This window comes from Streptomyces sp. NBC_01429 (genome assembly GCF_036231945.1).
In the GTDB taxonomy this organism is placed as follows: domain Bacteria; phylum Actinomycetota; class Actinomycetes; order Streptomycetales; family Streptomycetaceae; genus Streptomyces.
Genome location: NZ_CP109599.1, coordinates 4,625,875 through 4,648,369 on the forward strand (window position 1 = coordinate 4,625,875; position 22,495 = coordinate 4,648,369).

At 70.9% G+C, this 22,495-nt stretch carries 20 protein-coding genes and 1 pseudogene; 13 read left to right on the top strand and 8 right to left on the bottom strand.

The features are described from left to right. Position 1 precedes the first annotated feature (1 nt). The 5 genes from OG627_RS20235 to hemB all read left to right on the top strand — a co-directional run bounded on the left by OG627_RS20235 (position 2) and on the right by hemB (position 5,970). Entirely contained in the window at positions 2-868 is an 867-nt protein-coding gene (locus OG627_RS20235; protein WP_329067077.1) for a redox-sensing transcriptional repressor Rex, read from the top strand. After that, positions 865-2,220: a glutamyl-tRNA reductase gene (locus OG627_RS20240; protein WP_329067079.1), complete on the top strand. Its 1,356-nt coding sequence runs from the start codon at positions 865-867 to the stop codon at positions 2,218-2,220. The genes OG627_RS20235 and OG627_RS20240 overlap by 4 nt, the downstream gene beginning before the upstream one ends. Next, on the top strand, positions 2,217-3,185 hold the full coding sequence (hemC, locus tag OG627_RS20245; protein WP_329067081.1) for a hydroxymethylbilane synthase: 969 nt from the start codon (positions 2,217-2,219) through the stop codon (positions 3,183-3,185). Before OG627_RS20240 ends, hemC begins: the two co-directional genes overlap by 4 nt. Then, entirely contained in the window at positions 3,182-4,843 is a 1,662-nt protein-coding gene (locus OG627_RS20250) for a bifunctional uroporphyrinogen-III C-methyltransferase/uroporphyrinogen-III synthase (protein WP_329067083.1), read from the top strand. The genes hemC and OG627_RS20250 overlap by 4 nt, the downstream gene beginning before the upstream one ends. Positions 4,844-4,980: 137 nt before the next feature. Further along, positions 4,981-5,970, top strand: a complete 990-nt coding sequence (hemB, locus tag OG627_RS20255) for a porphobilinogen synthase (protein WP_329067085.1) — start codon at positions 4,981-4,983, stop codon at positions 5,968-5,970. Between the two features lie 61 nt (positions 5,971-6,031). Here hemB and OG627_RS20260 read toward each other — a convergent pair whose 3' ends face one another. Next, the gene (locus OG627_RS20260) at positions 6,032-6,667 is read right to left on the bottom strand and encodes a DUF4232 domain-containing protein (RefSeq protein WP_329067087.1); all 636 of its coding nucleotides are present in this window, start codon (positions 6,665-6,667) and stop codon (positions 6,032-6,034) included. Between the two features lie 514 nt (positions 6,668-7,181). Between OG627_RS20260 and OG627_RS20265 the strand changes: the two genes are divergently transcribed. The 6 genes and pseudogenes from OG627_RS20265 (at position 7,182) to OG627_RS20280 (ending at position 9,627) form a co-directional block, all read left to right on the top strand. Then, positions 7,182-7,442 (top strand): hypothetical protein, encoded by a 261-nt coding sequence (locus OG627_RS20265; protein ID WP_329067089.1) that lies wholly within the window; start codon positions 7,182-7,184, stop codon positions 7,440-7,442. Positions 7,443-7,530: 88 nt separating this feature from the next. Continuing rightward, positions 7,531-7,743, top strand: coding sequence for a wHTH domain-containing protein (locus OG627_RS35540; protein ID WP_443073510.1), 213 nt, complete (start codon positions 7,531-7,533; stop codon positions 7,741-7,743). Further along, a pseudogene (locus OG627_RS35545) lies at positions 7,686-7,814 on the top strand (wHTH domain-containing protein); the annotation flags it as partial. The gene OG627_RS35540 and the pseudogene OG627_RS35545, both read left to right, overlap by 58 nt. A 51-nt stretch (positions 7,815-7,865) precedes the next feature. Next, positions 7,866-8,075 carry a wHTH domain-containing protein gene (locus OG627_RS35550; protein WP_443073640.1) on the top strand — a complete coding sequence of 70 codons (210 nt, stop codon included), beginning with the start codon at positions 7,866-7,868 and terminating at the stop codon, positions 8,073-8,075. A gap of 185 nt (positions 8,076-8,260) precedes the next feature. After that, positions 8,261-8,602 carry a PadR family transcriptional regulator gene (locus OG627_RS20275; protein WP_329067093.1) on the top strand — a complete coding sequence of 114 codons (342 nt, stop codon included), beginning with the start codon at positions 8,261-8,263 and terminating at the stop codon, positions 8,600-8,602. Beyond that, positions 8,599-9,627: a hypothetical protein gene (locus OG627_RS20280; protein WP_329067095.1), complete on the top strand. Its 1,029-nt coding sequence runs from the start codon at positions 8,599-8,601 to the stop codon at positions 9,625-9,627. Before OG627_RS20275 ends, OG627_RS20280 begins: the two co-directional genes overlap by 4 nt. Before the next feature lie 64 nt (positions 9,628-9,691). On the opposite strand, the gene OG627_RS20285 is transcribed toward OG627_RS20280, so the two are convergent. The 3 genes from OG627_RS20285 to argS all read right to left on the bottom strand — a co-directional run bounded on the left by OG627_RS20285 (position 9,692) and on the right by argS (position 13,961). Further along, positions 9,692-10,489, bottom strand: coding sequence for a rhamnogalacturonan acetylesterase (locus tag OG627_RS20285; protein WP_329067097.1), 798 nt, complete (start codon positions 10,487-10,489; stop codon positions 9,692-9,694). A gap of 140 nt (positions 10,490-10,629) precedes the next feature. Further along, positions 10,630-11,688, bottom strand: a complete 1,059-nt coding sequence (locus OG627_RS20290; RefSeq protein WP_329067099.1) for a methyltransferase domain-containing protein — start codon at positions 11,686-11,688, stop codon at positions 10,630-10,632. Between the two features lie 428 nt (positions 11,689-12,116). Further along, positions 12,117-13,961: an arginine--tRNA ligase gene (gene argS / locus OG627_RS20295; protein WP_329067100.1), complete on the bottom strand. Its 1,845-nt coding sequence runs from the start codon at positions 13,959-13,961 to the stop codon at positions 12,117-12,119. A gap of 140 nt (positions 13,962-14,101) precedes the next feature. Between argS and lysS the strand changes: the two genes are divergently transcribed. Then, positions 14,102-15,838: a lysine--tRNA ligase gene (gene lysS, locus OG627_RS20300; protein WP_329067102.1), complete on the top strand. Its 1,737-nt coding sequence runs from the start codon at positions 14,102-14,104 to the stop codon at positions 15,836-15,838. Between the two features lie 90 nt (positions 15,839-15,928). Here lysS and OG627_RS20305 read toward each other — a convergent pair whose 3' ends face one another. From OG627_RS20305 to OG627_RS20320, 4 genes are all read right to left on the bottom strand, one after another. Then, positions 15,929-17,386: a cation:dicarboxylate symporter family transporter gene (locus tag OG627_RS20305; RefSeq protein ID WP_329067104.1), complete on the bottom strand. Its 1,458-nt coding sequence runs from the start codon at positions 17,384-17,386 to the stop codon at positions 15,929-15,931. 159 nt (positions 17,387-17,545) lie between these two features. Beyond that, entirely contained in the window at positions 17,546-19,036 is a 1,491-nt protein-coding gene (locus tag OG627_RS20310) for a DUF2637 domain-containing protein (RefSeq protein WP_329067106.1), read from the bottom strand. Positions 19,037-19,177: 141 nt separating this feature from the next. Continuing rightward, positions 19,178-20,014: a DUF3558 domain-containing protein gene (locus OG627_RS20315; protein ID WP_329067108.1), complete on the bottom strand. Its 837-nt coding sequence runs from the start codon at positions 20,012-20,014 to the stop codon at positions 19,178-19,180. Positions 20,015-20,158: 144 nt separating this feature from the next. Continuing rightward, positions 20,159-21,067: a DUF3558 domain-containing protein gene (locus tag OG627_RS20320; RefSeq protein WP_329067110.1), complete on the bottom strand. Its 909-nt coding sequence runs from the start codon at positions 21,065-21,067 to the stop codon at positions 20,159-20,161. Between the two features lie 187 nt (positions 21,068-21,254). Between OG627_RS20320 and OG627_RS20325 the strand changes: the two genes are divergently transcribed. Then, positions 21,255-22,448: an RtcB family protein gene (locus tag OG627_RS20325; RefSeq protein ID WP_329067112.1), complete on the top strand. Its 1,194-nt coding sequence runs from the start codon at positions 21,255-21,257 to the stop codon at positions 22,446-22,448. Positions 22,449-22,495 lie beyond the last annotated feature (47 nt).

Sequence of the window (22,495 nt, forward strand, 5' to 3'; positions counted from 1 at the left end):
CGTGGCAACTGGCCGAACACACCGACCGGCGACCCGTAGCCGAGGAATCCCCGAGGCCACCGTCGCCCGGCTTCCGCTGTATCTGCGGGCGCTGACCGCTCTGTCCGAGCGTTCCGTGCCCACGGTCTCCTCCGAAGAGCTCGCGACGGCGGCGGGGGTCAACTCCGCGAAGCTGCGCAAGGACTTCTCCTACCTCGGTTCCTACGGGACCCGCGGGGTGGGCTACGACGTCGAGTACCTCGTCTACCAGATCTCCCGGGAGCTGGGGCTGACGCAGGACTGGCCGGTCGTGATCGTCGGGATCGGTAATCTCGGCGCCGCGCTCTCCAATTACGGAGGGTTCGCCTCCCGTGGCTTCCGGGTCGCCGCGCTGATCGACGCCGACCCGGCGATGGCCGGCCGGCCGGTCGCCGGCATGCCCGTCCAGCACATGGACGACCTGGAGAAGATCATCAGCGACAACGGCGTCTCGATCGGGGTCATCACCACCCCCGCCGGCGCCGCCCAGCAGGTGTGCGAGCGGCTGGTCGCCGCCGGGGTCACCTCGATCCTCAACTTCGCGCCGACCGTGCTCTCCGTGCCCGAGGGCGTGGACGTGCGCAAGGTCGACCTCTCCATCGAACTCCAGATCCTCGCCTTCCACGAGCAGCGCAAGGCGGGCGAGGGAGCCGCGGCGGCCGAGGCCGCCCTGCCGCCCGCGGCGCGCGAGAGCGCGGCGGACGGTACGAGCACCGCTTCCGGTACGTCGTCCGGCGCTGCGAACACGACGTCGGGGAACACCGCGTCGGCGGAGACCCCGTCGGCAGGGACCACGTCGGCCGACCGGAAGGGACCCGACGGGGACGTTCCGGCGGTGATGCCGGCATGAGTCTCCTGGTCGTCGGAGTGAGCCACCGCAGCGCGCCGGTGAGCGTGCTGGAGCGCGTGTCGCTGCCCACCGACTCGCAGATCAAGCTGTTGCGGGACACGCTCGCCGCCGAGCCCGCCACCGAGGCGGCGGTCCTCGCGACGTGCAACCGCATCGAGCTGTACGCCGACGTCGACAAGTTCCACGCCGGGGTCGCCGAGCTGTCCACGCTCCTCGCCCTGCACAGCGGCGTCGGCCTGGACGAGCTGACCCCCTATCTCTATGTGCACTACGAGGACCGGGCCGTCCACCACCTCTTCTCGGTGGCCTGCGGGCTGGACTCGATGGTCGTCGGCGAGGGCCAGATCCTCGGGCAGATCAAGGACGCGCTGGCGCTGGGCCAGGAGCTGCACACCGCGGGCCGGCTGCTCAACGACCTCTTCCAGCAGGCGCTGCGGGTCGGCAAGCGCGCCCACAGCGAGACCGGTATCGACCGCGCCGGGCAGTCCCTGGTCACCTTCGGCCTGGAGCAGCTCGCGGCCGGCGCCGCCGTCGAAGCCTGGGCCAAGGACAGGAGCGCGCTGGTCATCGGCGCCGGCTCGATGTCCTCGCTGGCCGCCGCCACGCTCGCGCGGACCGGCGTCAAGGAGATCGTCGTCGCCAACCGCACGCCCGCGCGTGCCGAGCGGCTCGTGCAGATCCTCAACCAGCCGGGACCCGCCCGCGTCAGCGCGCGCGCCGTCGGCATGAGCGCCCTCGGCGCCGAGCTGACCCGCGCGGACATCGTCGTCTCCTGTACCGGCTCGACGGGCCTGGTGCTGAGCGCCGACGCCGTCGAGGCCGGGGTGCACGGCCGCACCGCCCCGCAAGCCCTGCTCGACCTGGCCATGCCGCGCGACATCGACGCCGCCGTGCACCGGGTGGGCGGCGTCCGGTTCGTGGACATCGAGTCGCTGGCCGAGGCATCCGCCGACGCGCCGATGGCCGCCGATGTCGACCAGGTCCGCACCATCGTCTCCGACGAGGTGGCGGCCTTCGGAGCCGCCCAGCGCGCCGCTCACATCACCCCGACCGTGGTCGCGCTGCGCGCCATGGCCGCCGAGGTGGTCAGCAGCGAGGTCGCGCGCCTCGAAGGCAGGCTCCCCGATCTTGACGAGAAGCAGCGCGCCGAAGTCACCAGGACCGTGCGCCGCGTTGTCGACAAACTCCTGCACGCGCCCACCGTGCGGGTCAAGCAGCTGGCCAGCGAACCCGGCGGCGCCGGGTACGCGGACGCGCTGCGTGAACTCTTCGACCTCGACCCGCAGACGGTCGCCGCCGTCAGCCGGGCCGACCTGAATGACACCGACGGTGTAGGCAGAGGGCGAGTATGACCGAGAAGGCACTGGGGCCACTGAGGCTCGGCACCAGGCGCAGCAAGCTGGCCATGGCCCAGTCCGGGCAGGTGGCGAGCGCGGTGACGGAGCTGACCGGCCGCCCCGTCGAGCTGGTCGAGATCACCACGTACGGGGACACCTCCCGCGAGCACCTCGCGCGGATCGGCGGCACCGGCGTCTTCGTGACCGCGCTGCGCGACGCGCTGCTCGGCGGGGAGGTCGACTTCGCCGTGCACTCCCTGAAGGATCTGCCGACCACGCAGCCCGACGAGCTGACGCTGGCCGCCGTACCGCCGCGCGCCGACCCCCGGGACGCGCTGGTGGCGCGCGACGGGCTGACGTTCGAGGAGCTGCCCGCCGGCGCCCGCGTCGGTACGGGGTCGCCGCGCCGGATGGCGCAGCTCAACGCGTACGCCCGCAACCGCGGGCTGAGCATCGAGACCGTACCGATCCGCGGGAACATCGACACGCGCATCGGTTATGTCCGCAGCGGGGAACTCGACGCCGTCGTGCTCGCCGCCGCCGGGCTCCACCGCATCGGCAGGACGGACGAGGTGACCGAGTTCCTGTCGGTCGACTCCGTGCTGCCCGCCCCCGGCCAGGGGGCCCTGGCTGTCGAGTGCGCCGCGGTCAACGTGGACCTCGCCGCTGTGCTCGCGGAACTCGACGACCCGTACACCCGGGCCGCCGTGACCGCCGAGCGTTCCCTGCTCGCCGCCCTGGAGGCCGGTTGCAGCGCACCTGTGGGTGCGTTGGCCGACCTGCTGGCCGACGGACAGGTTGTCAACGAAATGCGCCTGCGCGGCGTCGTCGGCACGACCGACGGCTCGACGCTGGTGCAGCTGTCCACCACCGGTCCCGTACCCACGTCGCACAGCGACGCTCTCGCGCTCGGTCGCGAACTCGCGTCCGAGATGCTCGCCAAGGGTGCGGCCGGTCTTATGGGGGAGCGAGCACTTTGAGCCCCACCACCTCTGACCTTCCGGCCTGCTCCGCATCGGGGCACGTCACCTTCCTAGGTGCCGGACCCGGAGATCCGGGTCTGCTGACACTCCGCGCCGTCGAGGCGCTCGCGGGCGCTGATGTACTGATCGCCGAGCCTGATGTGCTCGACGTCGTACGAAGCCATGCGAGGGCGGGAGTAAGCACCCCTGCGCTGACGGTTGTTGACGATGTGTCAGCAGCCGCCGGGATCCCCGCGATCCGGGATGCGGCCAATATTGTCATGGAGGCCGCGCGGGGCGGCAGGCGGGTGGTCCGTGCGGTCGCGGGCGACCCCGGCCTCGACGGCGACGCCGGCACGGAGATGCTCGCCTGCGCCACTGCGGGCATTCCCTTCGAGGTCGTCCCCGGCATCGCCGCCGCGGTCGGTGTGCCGGCCTACGCCGGGGTACCGCTGCGCGACGCACAGGGTGCGGACGTACGGTTCGTCGACGCCAGAACGGCCGGCGAGCGCTGCTGGTCCGAGATCGGCGTCAGCGACGGCACGGTGGTGGTCTCCGCCACGCTGGAGACGGTGGCCGCCGCCGCCGGTGAGCTGGTCGCGGCCGGCCGCAAGCCGGACACCCCGATGACCGTCACCGTCGCCGGCACCACCACCCGGCAGCGCACGTGGAACGCCACGCTCGGCACCATCGCGCAGATCCTCAAGCAGGCCAAGGTGCTGCCCTCCCCGGAGGGGCACCGGCCGGTCATAGCCGTGGTCGGTGAGCGCAGCGCGGCCGCACAGCGCGACCAGCTCGCGTGGTTCGAGTCCAAGCCGCTGTTCGGCTGGAAGGTCCTCGTCCCGCGCACCAAGGAGCAGGCCGCGTCGCTCTCCGACCAGCTCAGGTCGTACGGCGCTGTCCCGCAGGAGGTGCCGACCATCGCGGTCGAGCCGCCGCGCACGCCCCAGCAGATGGAGCGCGCCGTCAAGGGCCTGGTCACCGGGCGCTACGAGTGGATCGCGTTCACCTCGGTCAACGCGGTGAAGGCGGTGCGGGAGAAGTTCGAGGAGTACGGACTCGACGCGCGCGCCTTCGCCGGGATCAAGGTCGCCGCCGTGGGCGAGCAGACCGCAGCCTCGCTCGTCGACTTCGGGGTCAAGCCCGACCTCGTACCGTCGGGCGAGCAGTCCGCCGCCGGGCTGCTGGACGACTGGCCGCCCTACGACCCGGTCTTCGACCCGATCGACCGGGTGTTCCTGCCGCGTGCCGACATCGCCACCGAGACGCTGGTGGCGGGCCTGATCGAGCTGGGCTGGGAGGTCGACGACGTCACCGCGTACCGCACCGTGCGCGCCTCGCCGCCGCCGGCCGAGACCCGTGAGGCGATCAAGGGCGGCGGGTTCGACGCGGTGCTCTTCACCTCGTCCTCGACCGTACGGAACCTGGTCGGCATCGCGGGCAAGCCGCACAACGTGACGGTGATCGCGTGTATCGGCCCGGCGACGGCGAAGACCGCCGAGGAGCACGGCCTGCGGGTCGACGTCCTGTCGCCCGAGCCGTCCGTGCACAAGCTGACGGAGGCGCTCGCCGCGTTCGGCGCACAGCGCCGGGAGGCGGCGAAGGAGGCCGGTGAAACGGTCACTCGCCCGAGTGAGCGGCGTCCCGGCGGCAGGAGACGGCGGACGACGACCTGAACGGCCGCAGTCGGTTACGTGAGGTAACAAGAGGTGACGAGAGGGGTTCTGCCGCGGGGAAAGCGGCCGGGCCCCTCTCGCGTTTGCCGGTCCCGCTGTCGGCAAGCGCACGGTGCGGCCGGGGCTATCGTCGAAGGATGACTGAGTACGGATCCTTCCCCGGCGCGCGCCCCCGGCGGCTGCGGGTCAACCCGGTGATGCGACGCATGGTGGCCGAGACCCGGCTGCACCCGGCGGACTTCATCCTCCCCGCGTTCGTGCGGGAGGGGATCAGCGCCCCCGTCCCGATCTCCTCGATGCCGGGCGTTGTCCAGCACACCCTCGACACGCTGCGCAAGGCGGCGGTGGAGGCGGTCTCCGCCGGGGTCTCCGGGATCATGCTCTTCGGCGTTCCCGAGGAGGAGAAGAAGGACGCGACGGGGTCGGCGGGCACCGACCCGGACGGCATCCTCCAGGCCGGGATCCGCGCGGTAAGGGAAGAGGTCGGTGACGAATTGCTCGTCATGTCCGACCTGTGCCTGGACGAGTTCACCGACCACGGCCACTGCGGGGTGCTGGACGCCGAGGGCCGGGTCGACAACGACGCGACGCTGGAGCGGTACGCCGAGATGGCCCAGGTCCAGGCCGACGCGGGCGCCCATGTGGTGGGCCCCAGCGGCATGATGGACGGCCAGGTCGGGGTCGTCCGCGACGCGCTCGACACGATCGGCAAGGAGGACGTGTCGATCCTCGCGTACACCGCGAAGTACTCGTCCGCCTTCTACGGCCCCTTCCGCGAGGCCGTCGGCTCCTCGCTCAAGGGCGACCGCAAGACGTACCAGCAGGACCCGGCGAACGTCCGCGAGTCGCTGCGCGAGCTGGCGCTCGACCTGGCGGAGGGCGCCGACATGGTCATGGTCAAGCCGGCCCTGCCCTACCTCGACATCCTGGCGCGTATCGCCGCCGAGACGGACGTGCCGGTCGCGGCGTACCAGATCTCCGGTGAGTACGCGATGGTCGAGGCGGCGGCGGAGAAGGGCTGGATCGACCGGGACGCGGCGATCCTGGAGACCCTGACGGGCATCAAGCGCGCGGGCGCGAACGTGATCCTGACGTACTGGGCGACGGAGGCCGCGCGGCGGCTGTGAGGCAGACGTCGAACAGCCCGCGATTCGGCTGTTCGACGCGGGTTGCCACGCGTGGGTCACGTCAGTTGGCGTCGGGGGTGGACGCGGCGGCGCTGCTGTACCAGCTGGTGACGGCGGCGTCGTCGACGGCGTAGGAGCCGGGGAGGTCGAGAGCGGCGGTGTGGGAGTCCTTGGCGTCCACGGTGATGTCCACCTGCTTGAACTCCGGCGTGCCCTCGGCCCTGGTGGTGTTGGGAATGAGGGTGGCGTAGGCGGTGGTGGAGCCGGAGAGCTTGATGAAGTCGTCGGCGGGCGTCTTCATCAGTTCGGCCGGGTAGGCGGTGGTCTTCTCGGCGGAGCTGAAGAGGACGAGGGGGGCGCTGCCGGCCAGCTCGCAGGTGATGCCCGACTGCGCCTTGGCGGTGACGAGGAGGTAGCCGGTGACCTCCGACTTGGCGATCGTGAAGTCCAGGTCGTTGGTGCCGCAAGTCTGCCCGACGCCCTCCTCCTTGGCGTTGTCGGCGTCGGTGCCCTTGTCCGAGGAGCCGCCGGAGCTGCCGGAGCTTCCGGAGCCGCCCGTGGTCGAGGCCGGGGGGTTCGTGGAGTCCCCGGCGGCGAGGTCGTCGTCGTCACAGGCGGTGAGACCGGTGGCGAGTGCCGCCGTGGCGGTGACGGCCAGGATGACGCGGGTGGAACGGTTGGCGAGGAGCGAACGCATGGGGATCTCCATCGACTTGGTGGTTAAGGCTGCGACCTGCTGACATCGCCAACTCTAGGGCTGAGGTGTTCATGAAACGATCTCGCGAATGTCCGGATTCTGTCCCGTCGGCAGAGCCCTGTGTAACGGCGATCGGCCCTCGTGCGGCCGCTGCCCGGCCCCTCTTCGGCGTCCCAAGTCCCGCGCCGCGCACTCCTTTTGACGCCGGAGAGTGACCGTACGGGGCTGGGCCGACCTGGGGCGGAGGCCGGTTGTCGGTGGCCGCTGGTAGAACGTGGCGCATCGTCACCCACGTCTCCGGCGCCTCGGGAGCCTCACCGTGTCCGTCCATCACGTCCAGCACCTCTACGGACTGCCCGCCTACACCTTTCCGCCGTAGGCCCACCCCGACGAGCTGCCCGACCCCGGGGACGTCGCCTGGCGGTTCCAGTGCGGGCCGTACTCGACCGACGAGCCCTTCGACGTCTGCTGGGAGCGCTTCACCACGTCGGTCGAGCTGGAGAAGGTACGGGCGGTGATCCTCGGGTACCCCTGGTACGACTTCGAGGGCGCCGGCGCAGAGGCGCTGCTCGGCGGGCAGTCGCTCACCCATCTCAGGGAACTCGACCTCTCCCACCACTTCCTCGGCCACGCCATGATGCCGCGGATCTGGACGGAGCTGGAACCGGCCGGGGTCCGGGTGAACCTGATCGGGAAACAGGAGCCCGAGGACTACGGCGACATGCCCTACATGGGTGACGACGAGGACGGCCGCTACATCGCGGTGGCCGAATGAGCACCGGACGCGCTGCCCCTGCTGCGCCTGCGCCTGCCCCTGCCCCCGCTGCCGCCACCGTTTCCGTACCGTCCCGAAAGGCTTCGCGATGAGGCACACCCCCGGGTTCGAGGACCCGGACGACCTCCGGATCACCAGTCTCCGGCTGGACGGCGGGAGTCCCTGGCGGACGTCCGACGCCACGGTGCCGTACGGACATGTCCTGTACGCGACGGGGGCGACGTACCGGAGACCCCGGAGCCGGACGACTTCGTCATCCTCAGCGAGGAACTCGACGGCAGGCGGCCGTGGTCGCACGTGAACCGGGCGGTCGGCGTGCGGCCGCGCCACGTCCTGCGCGCGGCCCTCGCCACGGGACGGACGCCCGCGGACATCGCGGAGCGGCCGGCCTCGATGGGCCACCGGCTGCCCGGGAACGCGCAGATGCCGGAGGCCGCGGACGAGGCGGACGTCCGGCTGCTGGCGGCGGTCGAGCCCACGCGCTCTCTGCTGGACAACGTCCACCTGGAGCACGTGCTGCGCGCCGCGAGCCTGACGGGGAGGAGCCCGGCGGATGTCGCGTCGCGGCTGACGGCCCTCGGGTACCGGCTGCCGGACGAGGTGGAGTACCCGGAGGTGCGGGGCGCGGGGTAGCGGGGGCGGTGGTGGAGAGAGGCGCGGGGGTTCTGCCCCGCGCCTCTCTTCTGTCTGTGTCTTCTGTCCGTCCCCTCTGTCTGTCTCCTCTCTCCGTGCCTGGACGTGGCGGCCCGGATCCACTACTCTGAAAAAGAACTAGTCGATATATGCGAGTAGCTTGAGGTGGTGACTACAGCGTGTCCATGAAGGATCCTGCGGCGAGCTGGCTGCGCGGAACGCTGCCCCTGGCGCTCGCCGCCATCCTCGCCCGGGGCGATCAGCACGGTTACGCGCTGGTGCAGGAGCTGGCCGCGCGGGGCTTCGGCTCCGTCAAGGGCGGCGCGCTGTATCCCGTACTCGGCCGGATGGAGACCGACGGGCTGGTGGAGGCCCGCTGGGAACCGGGGGACGGCGGTCCTGGCCGCAAGGTGTACCGGCTCACCGAGGCGGGCCGGGCTCGCCTGAAGGAAGAGGCAGAGAGCTGGCAGCAGTTCTCCGCCGCGATGGACCAACTGCTTGAATCCGACACGGAGGAGTCGTCGTGACCGACACCGACACAGATGCCCGCTGGAACGCCCGGGTGCGGCTGGCCCTGGCCTCCCGCTCGGTGGACCACCGCACCGCCGACGTGGTGCTCGACGAGGTCGCCCAGCACTGCGCGGCCACCGGCGAGACGCCCGAGGAGGCATTCGGTTCCGCCGAGGAGTACGCGGACACCGTCGTGAAGGAGCGCGTCCCGCCCGAGGACCGGGCCGGGAGCACCGGCACGCACGCCGAGCACGTCGGCGCCGCGCTCATGGGAACCGGCTGCGTCGCCCTCCTGGCCGGTCCAGTCCTCTGGATCATCGAGGGCGCCATGCTCCCGGTGACCGTGGCCGGGCTGGTCGGGGCGGTGCTCGTCGGTCTCGCCCTGACGGGTGGCAACGTGGCGTTCACCCTCTCCGGTTCCCGGGTGCGCGCCGCTGTCTGCTGGGGGAGCGCCACCGCTGTCCTGGTCGTGCTCGCCGCCATCGCCTTCACCACCCTGCCCGCCACCGGCCTCGGCCGGATACCCGCCCTCGCCGTGTCCGTACTGGGGATTACGCTCCTCTACTGGGGGGTGAAGCACGGCTCGGACTCGGACCCGGACTCGGACTCGGGCTCCGGCAAGGGCGCGCCCGCTCAGGCCGACCTCGGTACCGGGGCCGAGGGCTGGCTGCGTGAGCTGACGCGGCTGCTGAAGGAGGAGCACGGGATCCGCGCCGCCCGCGCGGCGGAGCTCACCGCCGAGGCCGCCGAGCATCTGCGGGCCTCCGGGGGACGGCCCGAGGAGGAGTTCGGGCCGGTGGGCCCGTACGCGGTGCGGCTGTCCGACGAGGACTCCACGTCCCACGAACGCTGGTGGCTGCGCGACGGCGTCCGCTCGTCCGTGCTGAGCCTGTTCATAACCGTCGGCCTGACGGTGTCCGCCTACAGGGCCGGTCTGCCGGTCTGGCAGGTGATGGTGGGCTGCGCGGCCGTCGCGGTGGAACTGGCGATACTCGTCAGCTGCGTAGTGAGCAGGCGGTCACGGTCCTCCTCCCGGGCGTGACTTCTTCCTCCCGGGAGTGGCCGCCTCCTCCCCGAGGCGGCCACTCCGCACCGGTACGGCCCGGTCAGCCGGCGGTCGGTTTCACCTCACCGGAGATCGGCAGCCCGAGCCGGGACGTCGCCTGGGCGACCAGGCGGGACATCTGGGTGGCGCCGTACTGCTGGAAGTGGGTGTCGTCGGAGACGCCGTTCGGGAAGTTGGGGTACTGGCCGGGGCTCAGCCACAGGAAGACCCCCTTGGCCGCCTCGGGGCCGATCCCGTTCAGGTACGTGCGGCTGAGCGCCGACAGGTCGACCAGCGGCGCGCCCTCCTCGGCGGCCACGGCCTTGGCGGCGTCCACGTACGCCGGGAACGAGACGTTGAACTGCCCGGTGGACGCGTTGTACGAACGCCGCGACACCGGAGTCACCACCACCGGGGTCGCCCCGCGCGTGCGGGTGGCCCGGATGTAGTCGTTGCGCAGATATTCCTTGTAGTCGGCGGGCGACGTGTAGCGCTCGGCGTTGCCGACCGTCGCGTCGTTGTGGCCGAACTGCACGAAGAGGCAGTCGCCCGGCTTGATCACCTGATGGATCGCCGCGAGCCGCCCCTGCTCGATGAACGAACGCGAACTGCGGCCGCCGATGGCGTGGTTGGCGACCGTGATGTTCGACGTGAAGAACGGCGCCAGCGTCTGCCCCCAGCCGGCCTGCGGGTAGTACCCGGAGTTGTACGTCTGCGCGGTGGAGTCGCTCGCGATGTACAGCGTGCCGGTGGCGCGGGTGTCCGCGCTCGCGGCCGTCGCCGCCGTGGCGGAGAGGCCGAAGGCCACGGCGGTGGCGGTGGTACCGGCGAGGAAGCTTCTGCGGCTGATGGGGGACATCCGGAACTCCTGACGGGGTGGGGGAGAGAGGGGGATGGAGCCGTCGTCAGGAGGTTGTCGCCGCCGGGGCGGAAAAGGTTGCGGTCCGGATGGTACGGCTGACGGCCCGGCCCGTTCGGCCAGCCGTACCACCGCTGTCCTCATACGGGGCCCGGCAGCCTCGGCGCTCGTACCGGGGAGCCGGGCTCATCGAGCCAGAGGTGCTGTCCGGCGGGGGTGACGGTGAGGCCGTACCGGGTACGGACCGGTGACCCCGCCTCCCGCCACCACGCGTACGCGGCCTCCACCTCGTCCCAGATCGCGCGCGGGCCGTGCTGCCGGAGTCCGTACGAGGTCCGTCCGTCCGGGACGAAGTCCACGCTCGTCCAGGAGCCGGTGGCATGGTCGGCCAGCCAGAGTGTGAACTCGCCGTCAGGGCCGTGGCCGACGCTGTAGCGGCAGTCGGGGACGAGGACGCCGGCGGTGAACGTGGCGTCCTCGTCGCCGAAGACGGAGCGCGGGTCGAGGCTTGTGGTCGTGGCCGCAGGGGGCTGCGACCGCGCCCGTACGGTGGCCATCACGTCGCGGTGCGGCGTCTCACCCCGATTCCACATGAACGCGGAGTCACCGATGACCGGGCCGCTCGCGGTGGAGTCCCCGGCCCGGGTGAGGCGCAGCAGGACGCCGTTGTAGAGGCCGGTCCCCCAGGGCAGCACGATGACTCCGCCGGGGGCGGTCTGCTCGACCAGGGCGTACGGCACCGTATGGAGGGCGCAGGTGGCGATCGTACGGTCGTACGGCGCGTGCGCGGGGGAGCCCAGCCTGCCGTCGCCGGTGACGACGGTGGGCGCGTATCCGGTGCTTTTCAGGTTGGCCCGGGCCGCGTCCGCGATACGGGGGTCGACCTCCACGGAGACCACCTGGCGGTCGCCGAGCCGCTCGGCGAGGAGCGCGGCGTTGTAGCCGGTGCCCGTGCCGATCTCCAGCACGCTCACGCCGTCCGCGACGGCGAGGGCGTCGAGCATGCGGGCGACGACGCGCGGCATGCTCGCGGAACTGGTCGGGACGCGCGCTCTTGTCCCGCCGTCGCTCTCGCCGTCCTCGACGTGTGTGACGAGCGCCCGGTCCTCGTACGCGAGGGCGTGCCACCGGGCGGGGTCGGCGGCACGGTCGACGGGGCGGTAGCCGTCCGCACCGTCCTCGGCGCGGATGCCAGACACGGTCGGGCAGAAACCGCGCGCGGTCGACCCGGGCGAACGTGTCGGTCCACGCCGGGGCGAGATGACCCGCTCGGGCCAGTTGCTCGGCGAGGGTGGCCGGTGAGGTTTCCGGGCTCACCTCTTCGGTGTCTCCGGGCGCTTCGGGTCGGCCGGTGGGAACGGCTTGTCGGGCTTGTGTCCGTCGCTCCCGGCGGTGTCCGGTTCGCCGCCGTGGCTGCCACTCATGGGATCGGTCGCCCTTTACACGGTGAAGTAACTCTCTGTGTCCGAAAGCTATCGGACGGGAACGATCGGTGGAAGGGCGCGGCGGCAGCGCGAAGTAGTGGGAGCGGGGCGCTCGGGCGCGGGCGGCTGCCCGCGGACAGCACTCCGCCCCCGTAGTCACCCATCAGGCGAACTACGGGGGCGGAGACGGCGCTACGCCGCGGTCAGAGCCGTTCGGGCGCCCGGATGCCCAGGAGCGCCAGGCCCCGCTCGATCGTGCGGGCCGTGAGGTCGCAGAGGAAGAGGCGGTTCTCCACGACCTCGGCCGGGTTGTCGTCGCTCAGTACGTGGCACTGGTCGTAGAAGGTCGTGTAGAGCGAGGCCAGTTGGTAGATGTACGCGGCCAGCTTGTGCGGCTCGTACCCCGCCGCGGCCTCCGCCAGGACGTCGCCGAACTGGTCCAGGTGCAGGCCGAGCGCCCGCTCCGCCGGGGCCAGGGCCAGCTCCGGGTGGGCGGCCGGGGTGGCGTCGCCCGCCTTGCGGAGGATGGACTGGATCCGGGCGTACGCGTACTGGATGTACACCGACGTGTCGCCGTGCAGCGAGACCATCTGGTCCAGGTCGAACTTGTAGTCACGGGCCGCCGAGGTTGACAGGTCGGCGTACTTCACCGCGCCGATGCCCACCTGCTTGCCCCGCTCGGCGATCTCGTCCTCGCTGAGGCCGGCCTTCTCGGACTTCTCCCGCACGACCGCCGTCGCCCGCTCCACGGCCTCGTCCAGCAGGTCGACCAGCCGTACGGTCTCGCCCTCACGGGTCTTGAACGGCTTGCCGTCCTTGCCCAGCACCGTACCGAAGGCGAGCTGGACGGCCTGGACCTCCTCGCTCAGCCAGCCGGCCCTGCGGGCGGTCTCGAAGACCATCTTGAAGTGCAGGGACTGCCGCGCGTCGACCACGTACAGCAGGTTCGTCGCGGACAGCTTCCCCACCCGGTCGCGGATGGCGGAGAGGTCGGTGGCCGCGTAACCGTAGCCGCCGTTGGTCTTCTTCACGATGAGCGGGACGGGGTTGCCGTCCGGGCCCTTCACGTCGTCGAAGAAGACGCACAGCGCGCCCTCGGAGCGGACGGCGACGCCCGACTCCTCCAGCAGCCGGCAGGTCTCCTCCAGCATGTCGTTGTAGCCGGACTCGCCCACGACGTCGGGGTCGTGGATCTCCATGTCCAGCTGGTCGAAGACCGAGTAGAAGTAGATCTTCGACTCGTCGACGAACCTCTGCCAGAGGGCGAGGGTCTCCTTGTCGCCCGCCTGGAGCGCCACCACCCGGTCGCGCGAGCGCGCCTTGAACTCCTCGTCGGAGTCGAAGAGCGCGCGCGACGCCTTGTAGAGCCGGTTGAGGTTGGACATCGCGGTCTCGCCGTCGATGTCCTGGCCGCCGCCGGTGTCCTGGCCGCCGCCGGTGTCCCGGCCGTCGCCGGTGTCCCGGCCGCCGGTCCCCTCGGAGTCGCCCTTGTGGTCCAGCTCGTGCGGGTGCTCGATCAGATACTGGATGAGCATGCCGAACTGGGTGCCCCAGTCGCCGATGTGGTGGCGCCTGATCACCTTCTCGCCCGTGAACTCCAGCATCTCGACCATGGCCGCGCCGATCACCGCGGACCGCAGATGCCCGACGTGCATCTCCTTGGCCACGTTCGGCTGCGCGTAGTCGATGACCGTCGTGCCGGGCCGCTCCGCGTACGGGACGCCGAGCCGGTCGCCGTCGGCCGCCCGCGCCGCCAGGGTCTCGGTGATCGCCCGGTCCGTCAGCGTGATGTTGAGGAAGCCGGGGCCCGAGACCTCGATGTCCGCGATCAGCTCGGGCGCGGTCAGCGCCGCCACGACCCGGGTCGCCAGCTCCCGCGGAGCGCCCTTGAGCTGCTTCGCGAGCGCCAGGATGCCGTTGGCCTGGAAGTCCGCCCGGTCGCTTCGGCGCAGCAGCGGACTCGCGGAACCGGCCTCCGGCAGGGCTGCCGAGAGGGCGTCCGCGATGCGCTGATCGACGGTCGAAGCGAGGGAAGTGACCGGGGCCATGGGCTGGTGCCGTTCCTGTTGGTGTGGTGGGGAAACGTGTCCAGTATCCCACGCGGTAACAAGCCATTTTCGCTCTGTCGTAGGTACCTGGGAGAATGGCTCTCGCCGGTTTTGTTGGGCGTACGAGAAAGAAGAAGGACGTGCCGATCGTGGCTCCGAGCACCGAGGCCGACTGGGTCTCCCGTTTCGCGGACGATGTCATCGCCGAGTCGGAGCGTCGTGCACCCGGCAAACCGGTGGTGGTCGCGTCCGGGCTGTCGCCCTCCGGCCCCATCCACCTGGGGAACCTCCGCGAGGTCATGACCCCGCACCTGGTCGCGGACGAGATCCGCCGCCGGGGGTACGAGGTACGCCACCTGATCTCCTGGGACGACTACGACCGCTACCGGAAGGTGCCCGCGGGCGTCCCCGGTACGGACTCCTCCTGGGCCGAGCACATCGGCAGGCCCCTCACGTCCGTACCGGCCCCGGCGGGCTCCCCGTACCCGAACTGGGCGGAGCACTTCAAGGCCGCGATGACGGAGGCGCTCGCCGAGCTGGGCGTCGCGTACGACGGCATCAGCCAGACCGAGCAGTACACGTCGGGCGTCTACCGCGAGCAGATCCTGCACGCGATGCGCCACCGCGCGGACATCGACGCGGTCCTCGACCGGTACCGGACGAAGGACAAGCCGAAGACGCAGCCCAAGAGCCAGAAGAAGGCCGAGGAAGCCGAGCTGGAGGCCGCCGAGGGCTCCGGCGCCGCCGCCGAGGACGACGGCAGCGGCGGCAGCGCCGGCTACTTCCCGTACAAGCCGTACTGCGGCGGCTGCGGCAAGGACCTCACCACCGTCACCGCGTACGACGACGCGACGACGGAGCTGACGTACACCTGCGACGGCTGCGGCTTCTCGGAGACGGTGGCGCTGAGCGGGTTCAACCGCGGCAAGCTGGTCTGGAAGGTCGACTGGCCGATGCGCTGGGCCTACGAGGGCGTGATCTTCGAGCCGTCCGGCGTCGACCACTCCTCGCCCGGCTCGTCCTTCGTCGTCGGCGGCCAGATCGTGCGCGAGATCTTCGACGGAGTGCAGCCCATCGGCCCGATGTACGCCTTCGTCGGCATCTCCGGCATGGCGAAGATGTCCTCCAGCAAGGGCGGCGTCCCCACCCCGGCCGACGCGCTGAAGATCATGGAGGCGCCGCTGCTGCGCTGGCTGTACGCGCGCCGCAGGCCGAACCAGTCGTTCAAGATCGCCTTCGACCAGGAGATCCAGCGGCTGTACGACGAGTGGGACGCGCTGGAGCGCAAGGTCGCCGACGGCTCCGTCCTGCCGGCCGACGCCGCCGCCTACGCGCGGGCCGTCGGTACGGCGGCCGGCAAGCTGCCGAGCACGCCGCGCCCGCTGCCCTACCGCACCATCGCCTCGGTCGTGGACATCACGGCGGGCGCCGAGGAGCAGACGCTGCGCATCCTCAGCGAGCTGGACCCGGCGCACCCGCTGACCTCGCTCGACGAGGCGCGCCCCCGCCTCGACCGCGCGGAGAACTGGATCACCAGCCAGGTCCCGGCCGAGGCGCGCACCATCGTGCGCGCCGAGCCGGACCACGAGCTGCTCGGCTCGCTGGACGAGCAGGGCCGCGAGTCGCTGCGGCTGCTCCTGGAGGGCCTGGACAGCCACTGGTCGCTGGACGGTCTGAGCACCCTCGTCTACGGCGTGCCGAAGGTCATGGCGGGGCTGGCCCCCGACGCCAAGCCGACGGCGGAGCTGAAGACCGCCCAGCGGTCCTTCTTCGCGCTGCTGTACCGGCTGCTGGTGAGCCGCGACACCGGGCCCCGGCTGCCCACGCTGCTGCTGGCGGTGGGGGCGGACCGGGTGCGCAAGCTGCTCGGCGCCTGAGCGACAGGTCGAGAAGTCGAGAGATCGACTGGCAGGGAAGGGCCCCACCCGGCTCGGTGACCGGCGGGTGGGGCCCTTCGCCGTCCGGCTTCAGGGGCGCGCGGGGCCCACGAGCTTGGCCTGCGCAGCCTCGTGCGGGGGTTCCGGAGCCGTATCCGGCACCTTGTTCGGTACCTGGTCCGGCATCTGGTCCGGCATCTGGTCCGGCACCTCCGCCACCGGCTTGCCCGTGGTCAGTGCGATCCGTGCCGCCTCCAGGTCGAGCATCCCCTCCCACCTGGCGACGACGAAGGTCGCGACGCAGTTGCCGAGCAGGTTGGTGACCACCCGCATGGTGTCCATCAGCCGGTCGGCGGCCAGCAGCAGCGCCACCGCGCCCGCCGGCACCACGTCCAGCGCCGCCACCGTGGCCGACAGGGCGAGGAACGCGGAGCCGGGTATGCCGGCCATGCCCTTCGAGGTGAGCATCAGCACGAGGACCACGGTGAGCTGCTGCCCGAGGGAGAGGTCGACGCCCACCGCCTGCGCCATGAAGAGCGTGGCCAGTGAGAGGTAGATCGAGGCGCCGTCCAGGTTGAAGGAGTAGCCGGTCGGCAGCACCAGACCGGTCGGCGCCGGGGCGCAGCCGGCGCCCCGCAGCTTCTCCATCATGCGCGGCATCACGGACTCGCTGGAGGCGGTGGCGACGGCGAGCGAGAACTCCGAGCGGGTGTAGACGAGGAACCGCCACAGACTCAGCCCGGTGAAGACCCGCAGCAGCACCCCGAGCCCGATGATGAAGAGCAGGGCGGCGCCGTAGCAGGCCGCGAGGAGCTTCCCGTACGAGGAGAGCGCGCTCAGTCCGTACTGCCCGATGAGGTACGCGGCGGAGCCGAAGGCCGCGAGCGGGGCCAGCTTCATGACGTACCCGACGAGCTTGAAGATCACCTCGCCGGTCTGGTCGATCAGGTTGAGCACCAGCGGTGCCCTCTGCCGGCCGACGTGCAGGATCGCGGCGCCCACCAGCACGGCCAGCAGCAGCACTTGGAGCAGCTGGTTCTCGGCGAAGGCGCTGACCGCGCTCACCGGGATGACGCCCAGCAGGAACCCGGAGACCCCGGGCAGTTCGGCGCCGCCCGTCGTGGCCTCCACGGCGCTCTCGTCCAGGTGCGGATGGCCGCCCGCGAAACCGGCGCCCGGCTGGAAGACGTTGCCGATGACCAGGCCCAGCAGCAGCGCCAGGGTGGTCACCACCTCGAACCAGATGAGCGCCTTCACTCCGATCCGGCCCACCGACTTGAGGTCGCCCGCCTTGGCGATGCCCAGGACCACGACACAGAAGACCAGCGGCGATATCACCATCTTGATCAGCCGCAGGAAGCCGTCCGAGATCAGCTTGAGGCTGTCCGCGCTGCCCGGCCAGAGGGCACCGACCGCGATCCCGAGCAGGATCGCGACGAGTACGTGGACGAAGGGGGAGCGCAGCAGCGCCCGGGGCAGGGACGCCCGGGGCGGTGGCGTGCGCGACGGTGGCGTTCGGGGCTCGGACGGGACCGGTGTGGGGGGCATGGCGTAATCACTCCTCGGCGGCTCGACTTCCGAATGATGGAAGAAGGGTTCCGGAGAGTTTCTTGGAGTGCGGTCACATGGCGGAGTCCGAGCGGTAAACGAGGTGTGTCGGGGGCGACGGAGGCGCCCCCTCACCCCCTCCCGGCCCCCTCCCGTGCGTTACGCGATGTACTCGTCCATCTCGGACTGGTAGCGGTCCTTGCAGCTCTTGAGGTGCGGCCGGAGCGAACTCTCGCTCAGCGGGCCGCCGTTGCGTCCCTTGAGGCCGTACAGATCCATCAAGTAGAGCCCGAACTGACGGCCGTTGGGGAAGTCGCCGTTCTCGTTGACGTACTTGCGGAAGGCGCCGAAGTACGCGTCCTCGCGGCTGAGGCCGTCGGGCAGGCCCGGTACGGGGATTTCCTCGGGCTGGTCCTGGCCGGGGAGCGGGAAGGAGCCCGTGGTGGACGCCGGGCCCTCGTCGGTCGGGTCCGTCTGCTGCGGGCCCTGGCTCTGGCCCGGAATCCGGCCGAGCGCGCGGCTGCGGCCGGGGCCGGAGGGGACCATGATCTGGGCCGGATCGGGGCTCTCGCTCTGCGGGGGGTTGTACGCCGGGTTGTACGCGCCCTCGTAGGCGGCCTCCTGCACGAGAGGCGCCGCGAACCACGGGCTGATCTGAGGGGCGGCGGCCGTTGCCTGCGGGGGGAGTTGGTCCTGCGGCTGCGGCTGCGGCTGCGGCTGCTGTGGCTGTTCCTGCGCCTGTTCCTGCGCCTGCTCCGACCCGTGCTCCCGCGGCTGTTCCCGCGGCTGTTCCTGCGGCTGGGCGGCGGCGGGTATTCGGCCTTGGCTCTGGGTCTCGCCCTCGCTCTGGCCTTGTCCCTGTCCCTGTCCCTGGCCCTGCGGGAGTTCGGCCACCTTGGCCGTGGCCAGCGGCACGGGCGCCGGCTGCTGCGCGGGCTCCGGCGCCGGGGGCAGCAGCATCGGCTCGATACCGGCGGCGGCCAGTCCCGTGTGCGCCGTATCGGCCAGCGGCACACCGTACTTGGCCAGCCGCAGCGGCATCAGCGCCTCGATGGGCGCCTTCCGGCGCCAGTTGCGGCCGAAGCGGGCCTGAAGGCGCGACTGGTAGATGAGCCGGTCCTGTTCGAGCTTGATGACCTGCTCGTACGACCGCAGCTCCCACAGCTTCATCCTGCGCCACAGCTTGAACGTGGGTATGGGCGAGAGCAGCCACCTGGTCAGGCGCACGCCCTCCATGTGCTTGTCCGCGGTGATGTCCGCGATCCGGCCGACGGCGTGCCGCGCGGCCTCGACGGAGACGATGAAGAGGAGCGGGATCACCGCGTGCATTCCGACCCCGAGCGGGTCGGGCCAGGCGGCGGCGCCGTTGAACGCGATGGTCGCGACGGTCAGCAGCCAGGCCGACTGGCGCAGCAGCGGGAACGGGATGCGCATCCAGGTGAGGAGCAGGTCGAGCGCGAGGAGGACGCAGATACCCGCGTCGATGCCGATCGGGAAGACCAGCGAGAACTGCCCGAAGCCCTTCTGTTCGGCGAGTTCGCGCACGGCGGCGTAGGACCCCGCGAACCCGATGGCGGCGATGATCACCGCTCCGAAGACCACGACCCCGATGAGTATGCGGTGCGTGCGTGTCAGCTGCATCGCGGCCACGCGCGAATCCCCTCCCTGTGCGGACCCGCCCGTAGGGGCCGGGTGCGACGCCGTACTCGGCATCTGGCGGGCACAGCCTGGCACATGTGTGCGGATGCGCGCGGCGCGGGGGGAGTTGGCCCCCCGCGCGGACGGGCCCTGCTACTCGGTCTTGGAGTCCTTCGAGGAGGAGGTTTCGGGGCTCGCTCCGACGCCTTCGGAGCTGCCGTTCTCCTTGGAGCCGCCGTCGGTGGCGTCGCTGTCCTTGGAGCCGCTGTCCTTGGAGCCGGAGTCCTTGGCGTCGGCGGCGATCGCAGCGACGGCCTCCTTCGACGTCTTGACCGCGTCCTTCGTCAGATCGGCGACGCTGGGCGAGCCGGCGCCCGCGAGGCCCGCGCCGTTGTAGGTGAGGGTGATGACGACGTTCTCCGTACGGGTCACGATCGTGGCGTACGCGAAGTCCGCGCTGGACTTCTTGAGCGAGTACGTGACCGTCGTCGCCTGGTCGCCGATGCCGGTCGTCGGAGCCGCCTTGACGTCCTTGGCGCCCTCCGTGCCGCGGGCGCCGGCGATCTCCTTCGTGTAGTACTCGTCGGCGCGCTTGGCGCCGCTGCCGAGGGTCACGTCGGAGTTGTACCGCATGAGGGAGACGTCGAGCCAGCGGTACTGCGAGCCCTTCACGCCGTTGTCGTCCAGGCCGTTCCAGGAGCAGCTGCCCCGGGTGGCGGTGTCGCTGGAGGTGCCGGCCGTGCCGCCCTTGGACTTCGCCTTCGGGACGAGCGAGTCGATCGTCTTGCGGCTGATCGTCTTGCACGCGTCCGGGAGACCGGCGAACTTGGCCGGGACGACGGTCGGGGACGGCGCGGTGGTCGGGCTCGTCGCGGAGCCGTCCGCGTCGCTCTTGTCACCGGAGTCGGACGAGCAGCCGGCGACGACGAGCATCACCGGAACGGCTGCGCAGGCGAGTATGCGGGTGAGTCGCGAGGCTGATCGGTGCATGGTTCCTTCAGTGTTCCTTCAGTCGCCGGGGGTGTGCCGGGTGTGCCGGGTGCACGGTCCGATCGGCCACGGTAACCGGCGAACGGGGTTCGTGGGCCGCCCCGCCCTGCACCGTTCCTCGTCGGTGAGGGCGCGCGGAGGGCGTCAGGCGTTGAGCTGGTCGACGAGCTTCCTGGCCAGGTCGCGGGCCTTTTCCTGGAGTTCCTGGCTGTCCGGGACGGCCGAGGAGCGGGCCGGCTGCTCGCTGTACCGGACGGTCACGATCACGTTCGATGTGCGGAACACCACGCTGACCGTGCGGCGCTGGGTGGCCGAACCGGAGCGGGTGAGGACATCGTCCAGGAAGGCGGCGTCGCCGAGGCCGTCCAGGACGCGGGGCTCAAGGCCGTCGGGGGTTTCGGAGGCGCTGTCGGAGCTGCTGTCGGAGGCCGAGGCGGTCTGGGTCCTGGCCCCGGTGCCGGAGTCCGTGCCCGAGCCGGACTCGGAGCCCTTGCCGGAGGCGGCTCCCGTCTCGGAGGGCGAGCCGCTCGGCGTCCCGGCCCCAGGGCTGTCCGTATCGCCCGTGCCGCTCGTGCTGCCCGTACCGTCGCCGCCTCTGGGGAGTGGCAGGTCCGCGGCGGTCTCCTGCTTCGCGTAGACCTCCTGCGCCCGGTCGGCGTCGCTCACGGCCGGGTCGTACGACACCACGCGTTCGAGGTCGATCACCAACTGGTGCGAGGCGGCCGGGGCGTCGGCCTTCCAGCTGCACCCGACGCGGCGATCGGTGTCGTACGTGACGGAGGGCGTGCCCCGGTAGGCCTTGGTCTGCTCGGCTTCGGGGAGCGTGGCGGTGCCGGGGAGCAGCTCCTTGATCGTGGAGCGCGGCACGGTTCCGCAGGCTTCCCGGAGGGTGCGGTACTTGCCGGGCTGCGCGACGGTGGCACTGGTGGGGCCGCCCGGCTTGGAGTCGGAGGCCGAACCGTCGCCGTCACTGGCGCCCGAGCAGCCGGCCACGGCCACCACGAGAAGCGCCGCCAGGCCGGGGACGTACGCGTGGCGCGCCTTTGGCTGCACGGTCCCTGGCTCCCTTCTGTACGGGGTGACGCGCGGAGCTCCGCGCGAAAACTGGTTGCCGCCGCAAGACGGCTGATGGACACAATGTCTATCGCACGCGAAGCCGTCGATGCTGGTCGGCCGTCCTCTATGACGGCCCTGGCTCCGGTTTTTGCGTTTTCTGAACTTTCGGGGGAATCGAGGAGTTATGTCGTATGTAGAGATACCGGGCGCGAAGGTGCCCATCCGGATGTGGGCCGACCCCGCGACGGTCGACGGCGGCGCGATGCAGCAGCTCCACAATGTCGCCACCCTGCCATGGATCAAGGGCCTCGCCGTCATGCCCGACGTGCACTACGGCAAGGGCGCGACGGTCGGCTCGGTCATCGCGATGCACGGCGCGGTCTGCCCGGCGGCGGTCGGTGTGGACATCGGCTGCGGGATGTCCGCCGTCAAGACGTCCCTGACGGCGAACGACCTCCCGGGCGACCTGTCCCGCCTGCGCTCCAAGATCGAGCAGGCGATCCCGGTGGGCCGCGGCATGCACGACGACGCGGTGGATCCGGGGCGGCTGCACGGGTTCCCGACGGCGGGGTGGGGCGAGTTCTGGGGGCGGTTCGACGGGGTCGCCGAGGCGGTCAAATTCCGTCAGGAACGCGCCATAAAGCAGATGGGAACGCTCGGAAGCGGAAACCATTTCGTTGAATTCTGTATTGATCAGTCGGATTCTGTCTGGCTGATGCTCCACTCCGGTTCCCGGAACATCGGTAAGGAACTGGCCGACCACCACATCGGCCAGGCGCAGAAGCTGCCCCACAACCAGGGGCTGGTCGACCGTGACCTGGCGGTCTTCATCGCGGACACCCCGCAGATGGCGGCGTACCGGAACGATCTTTTCTGGGCGCAGGAGTACGCGAAGTACAACCGCGCGATCATGATGGGGCTTTTCCAGGACGTGGTCAGGAAGGAATTCAAGAAGGCCCGGGTCACCTTCGACGACGTCATCTCCTGCCACCACAACTACGTGGCGGAGGAACAGTACGACGGCATGGACCTGCTGGTCACACGTAAGGGCGCGATCCGGGCCGGGAGCGGCGATTTCGGCATCATCCCGGGCTCGATGGGCACCGGTTCGTACATCGTGAAGGGCCTCGGCAACGCGGCGTCGTTCAATTCGGCCTCGCACGGCGCGGGCCGGAAGATGAGCCGCAACGCGGCGAAGCGCCGCTTCTCGACCCAGGACCTGGAGGAGCAGACGCGGGGTGTGGAGTGCCGTAAGGACTCCGGCGTCGTGGACGAGATCCCGGGCGCGTACAAGCCGATCGAGAAGGTGATCGATCAGCAGCGGGACCTGGTCGAGGTGGTCGCGAAGCTGAAGCAGGTCATTTGTGTGAAGGGCTGAAAGGCAGCGGGGCAGGGGGCCGAAGGGCGGCGGGGCTGGACGCGTGG

What these genes read in the sequence shown, in the direction of transcription:
- OG627_RS20315 (WP_329067108.1), bottom strand. Translation starts at nt 20,014, where the DNA reads ATGCACCGATCAGCCTCGCGACTCACCCGCATACTCGCCTGCGCAGCC.
- hemC (WP_329067081.1), top strand. Translation starts at nt 2,217, where the DNA reads ATGACCGAGAAGGCACTGGGGCCACTGAGGCTCGGCACCAGGCGCAGC.
- OG627_RS20275 (WP_329067093.1), top strand. Translation starts at nt 8,261, where the DNA reads ATGAAGGATCCTGCGGCGAGCTGGCTGCGCGGAACGCTGCCCCTGGCG.
- OG627_RS20325 (WP_329067112.1), top strand. Translation starts at nt 21,255, where the DNA reads ATGTCGTATGTAGAGATACCGGGCGCGAAGGTGCCCATCCGGATGTGG.
- OG627_RS20305 (WP_329067104.1), bottom strand. Translation starts at nt 17,386, where the DNA reads ATGCCCCCCACACCGGTCCCGTCCGAGCCCCGAACGCCACCGTCGCGC.
- OG627_RS20240 (WP_329067079.1), top strand. Translation starts at nt 865, where the DNA reads ATGAGTCTCCTGGTCGTCGGAGTGAGCCACCGCAGCGCGCCGGTGAGC.
- OG627_RS20260 (WP_329067087.1), bottom strand. Translation starts at nt 6,667, where the DNA reads ATGCGTTCGCTCCTCGCCAACCGTTCCACCCGCGTCATCCTGGCCGTC.
- OG627_RS20285 (WP_329067097.1), bottom strand. Translation starts at nt 10,489, where the DNA reads ATGTCCCCCATCAGCCGCAGAAGCTTCCTCGCCGGTACCACCGCCACC.
- hemB (WP_329067085.1), top strand. Translation starts at nt 4,981, where the DNA reads ATGACTGAGTACGGATCCTTCCCCGGCGCGCGCCCCCGGCGGCTGCGG.
- OG627_RS35540 (WP_443073510.1), top strand. Translation starts at nt 7,531, where the DNA reads ATGAGGCACACCCCCGGGTTCGAGGACCCGGACGACCTCCGGATCACC.
- OG627_RS35550 (WP_443073640.1), top strand. Translation starts at nt 7,866, where the DNA reads ATGCCGGAGGCCGCGGACGAGGCGGACGTCCGGCTGCTGGCGGCGGTC.
- argS (WP_329067100.1), bottom strand. Translation starts at nt 13,961, where the DNA reads ATGGCCCCGGTCACTTCCCTCGCTTCGACCGTCGATCAGCGCATCGCG.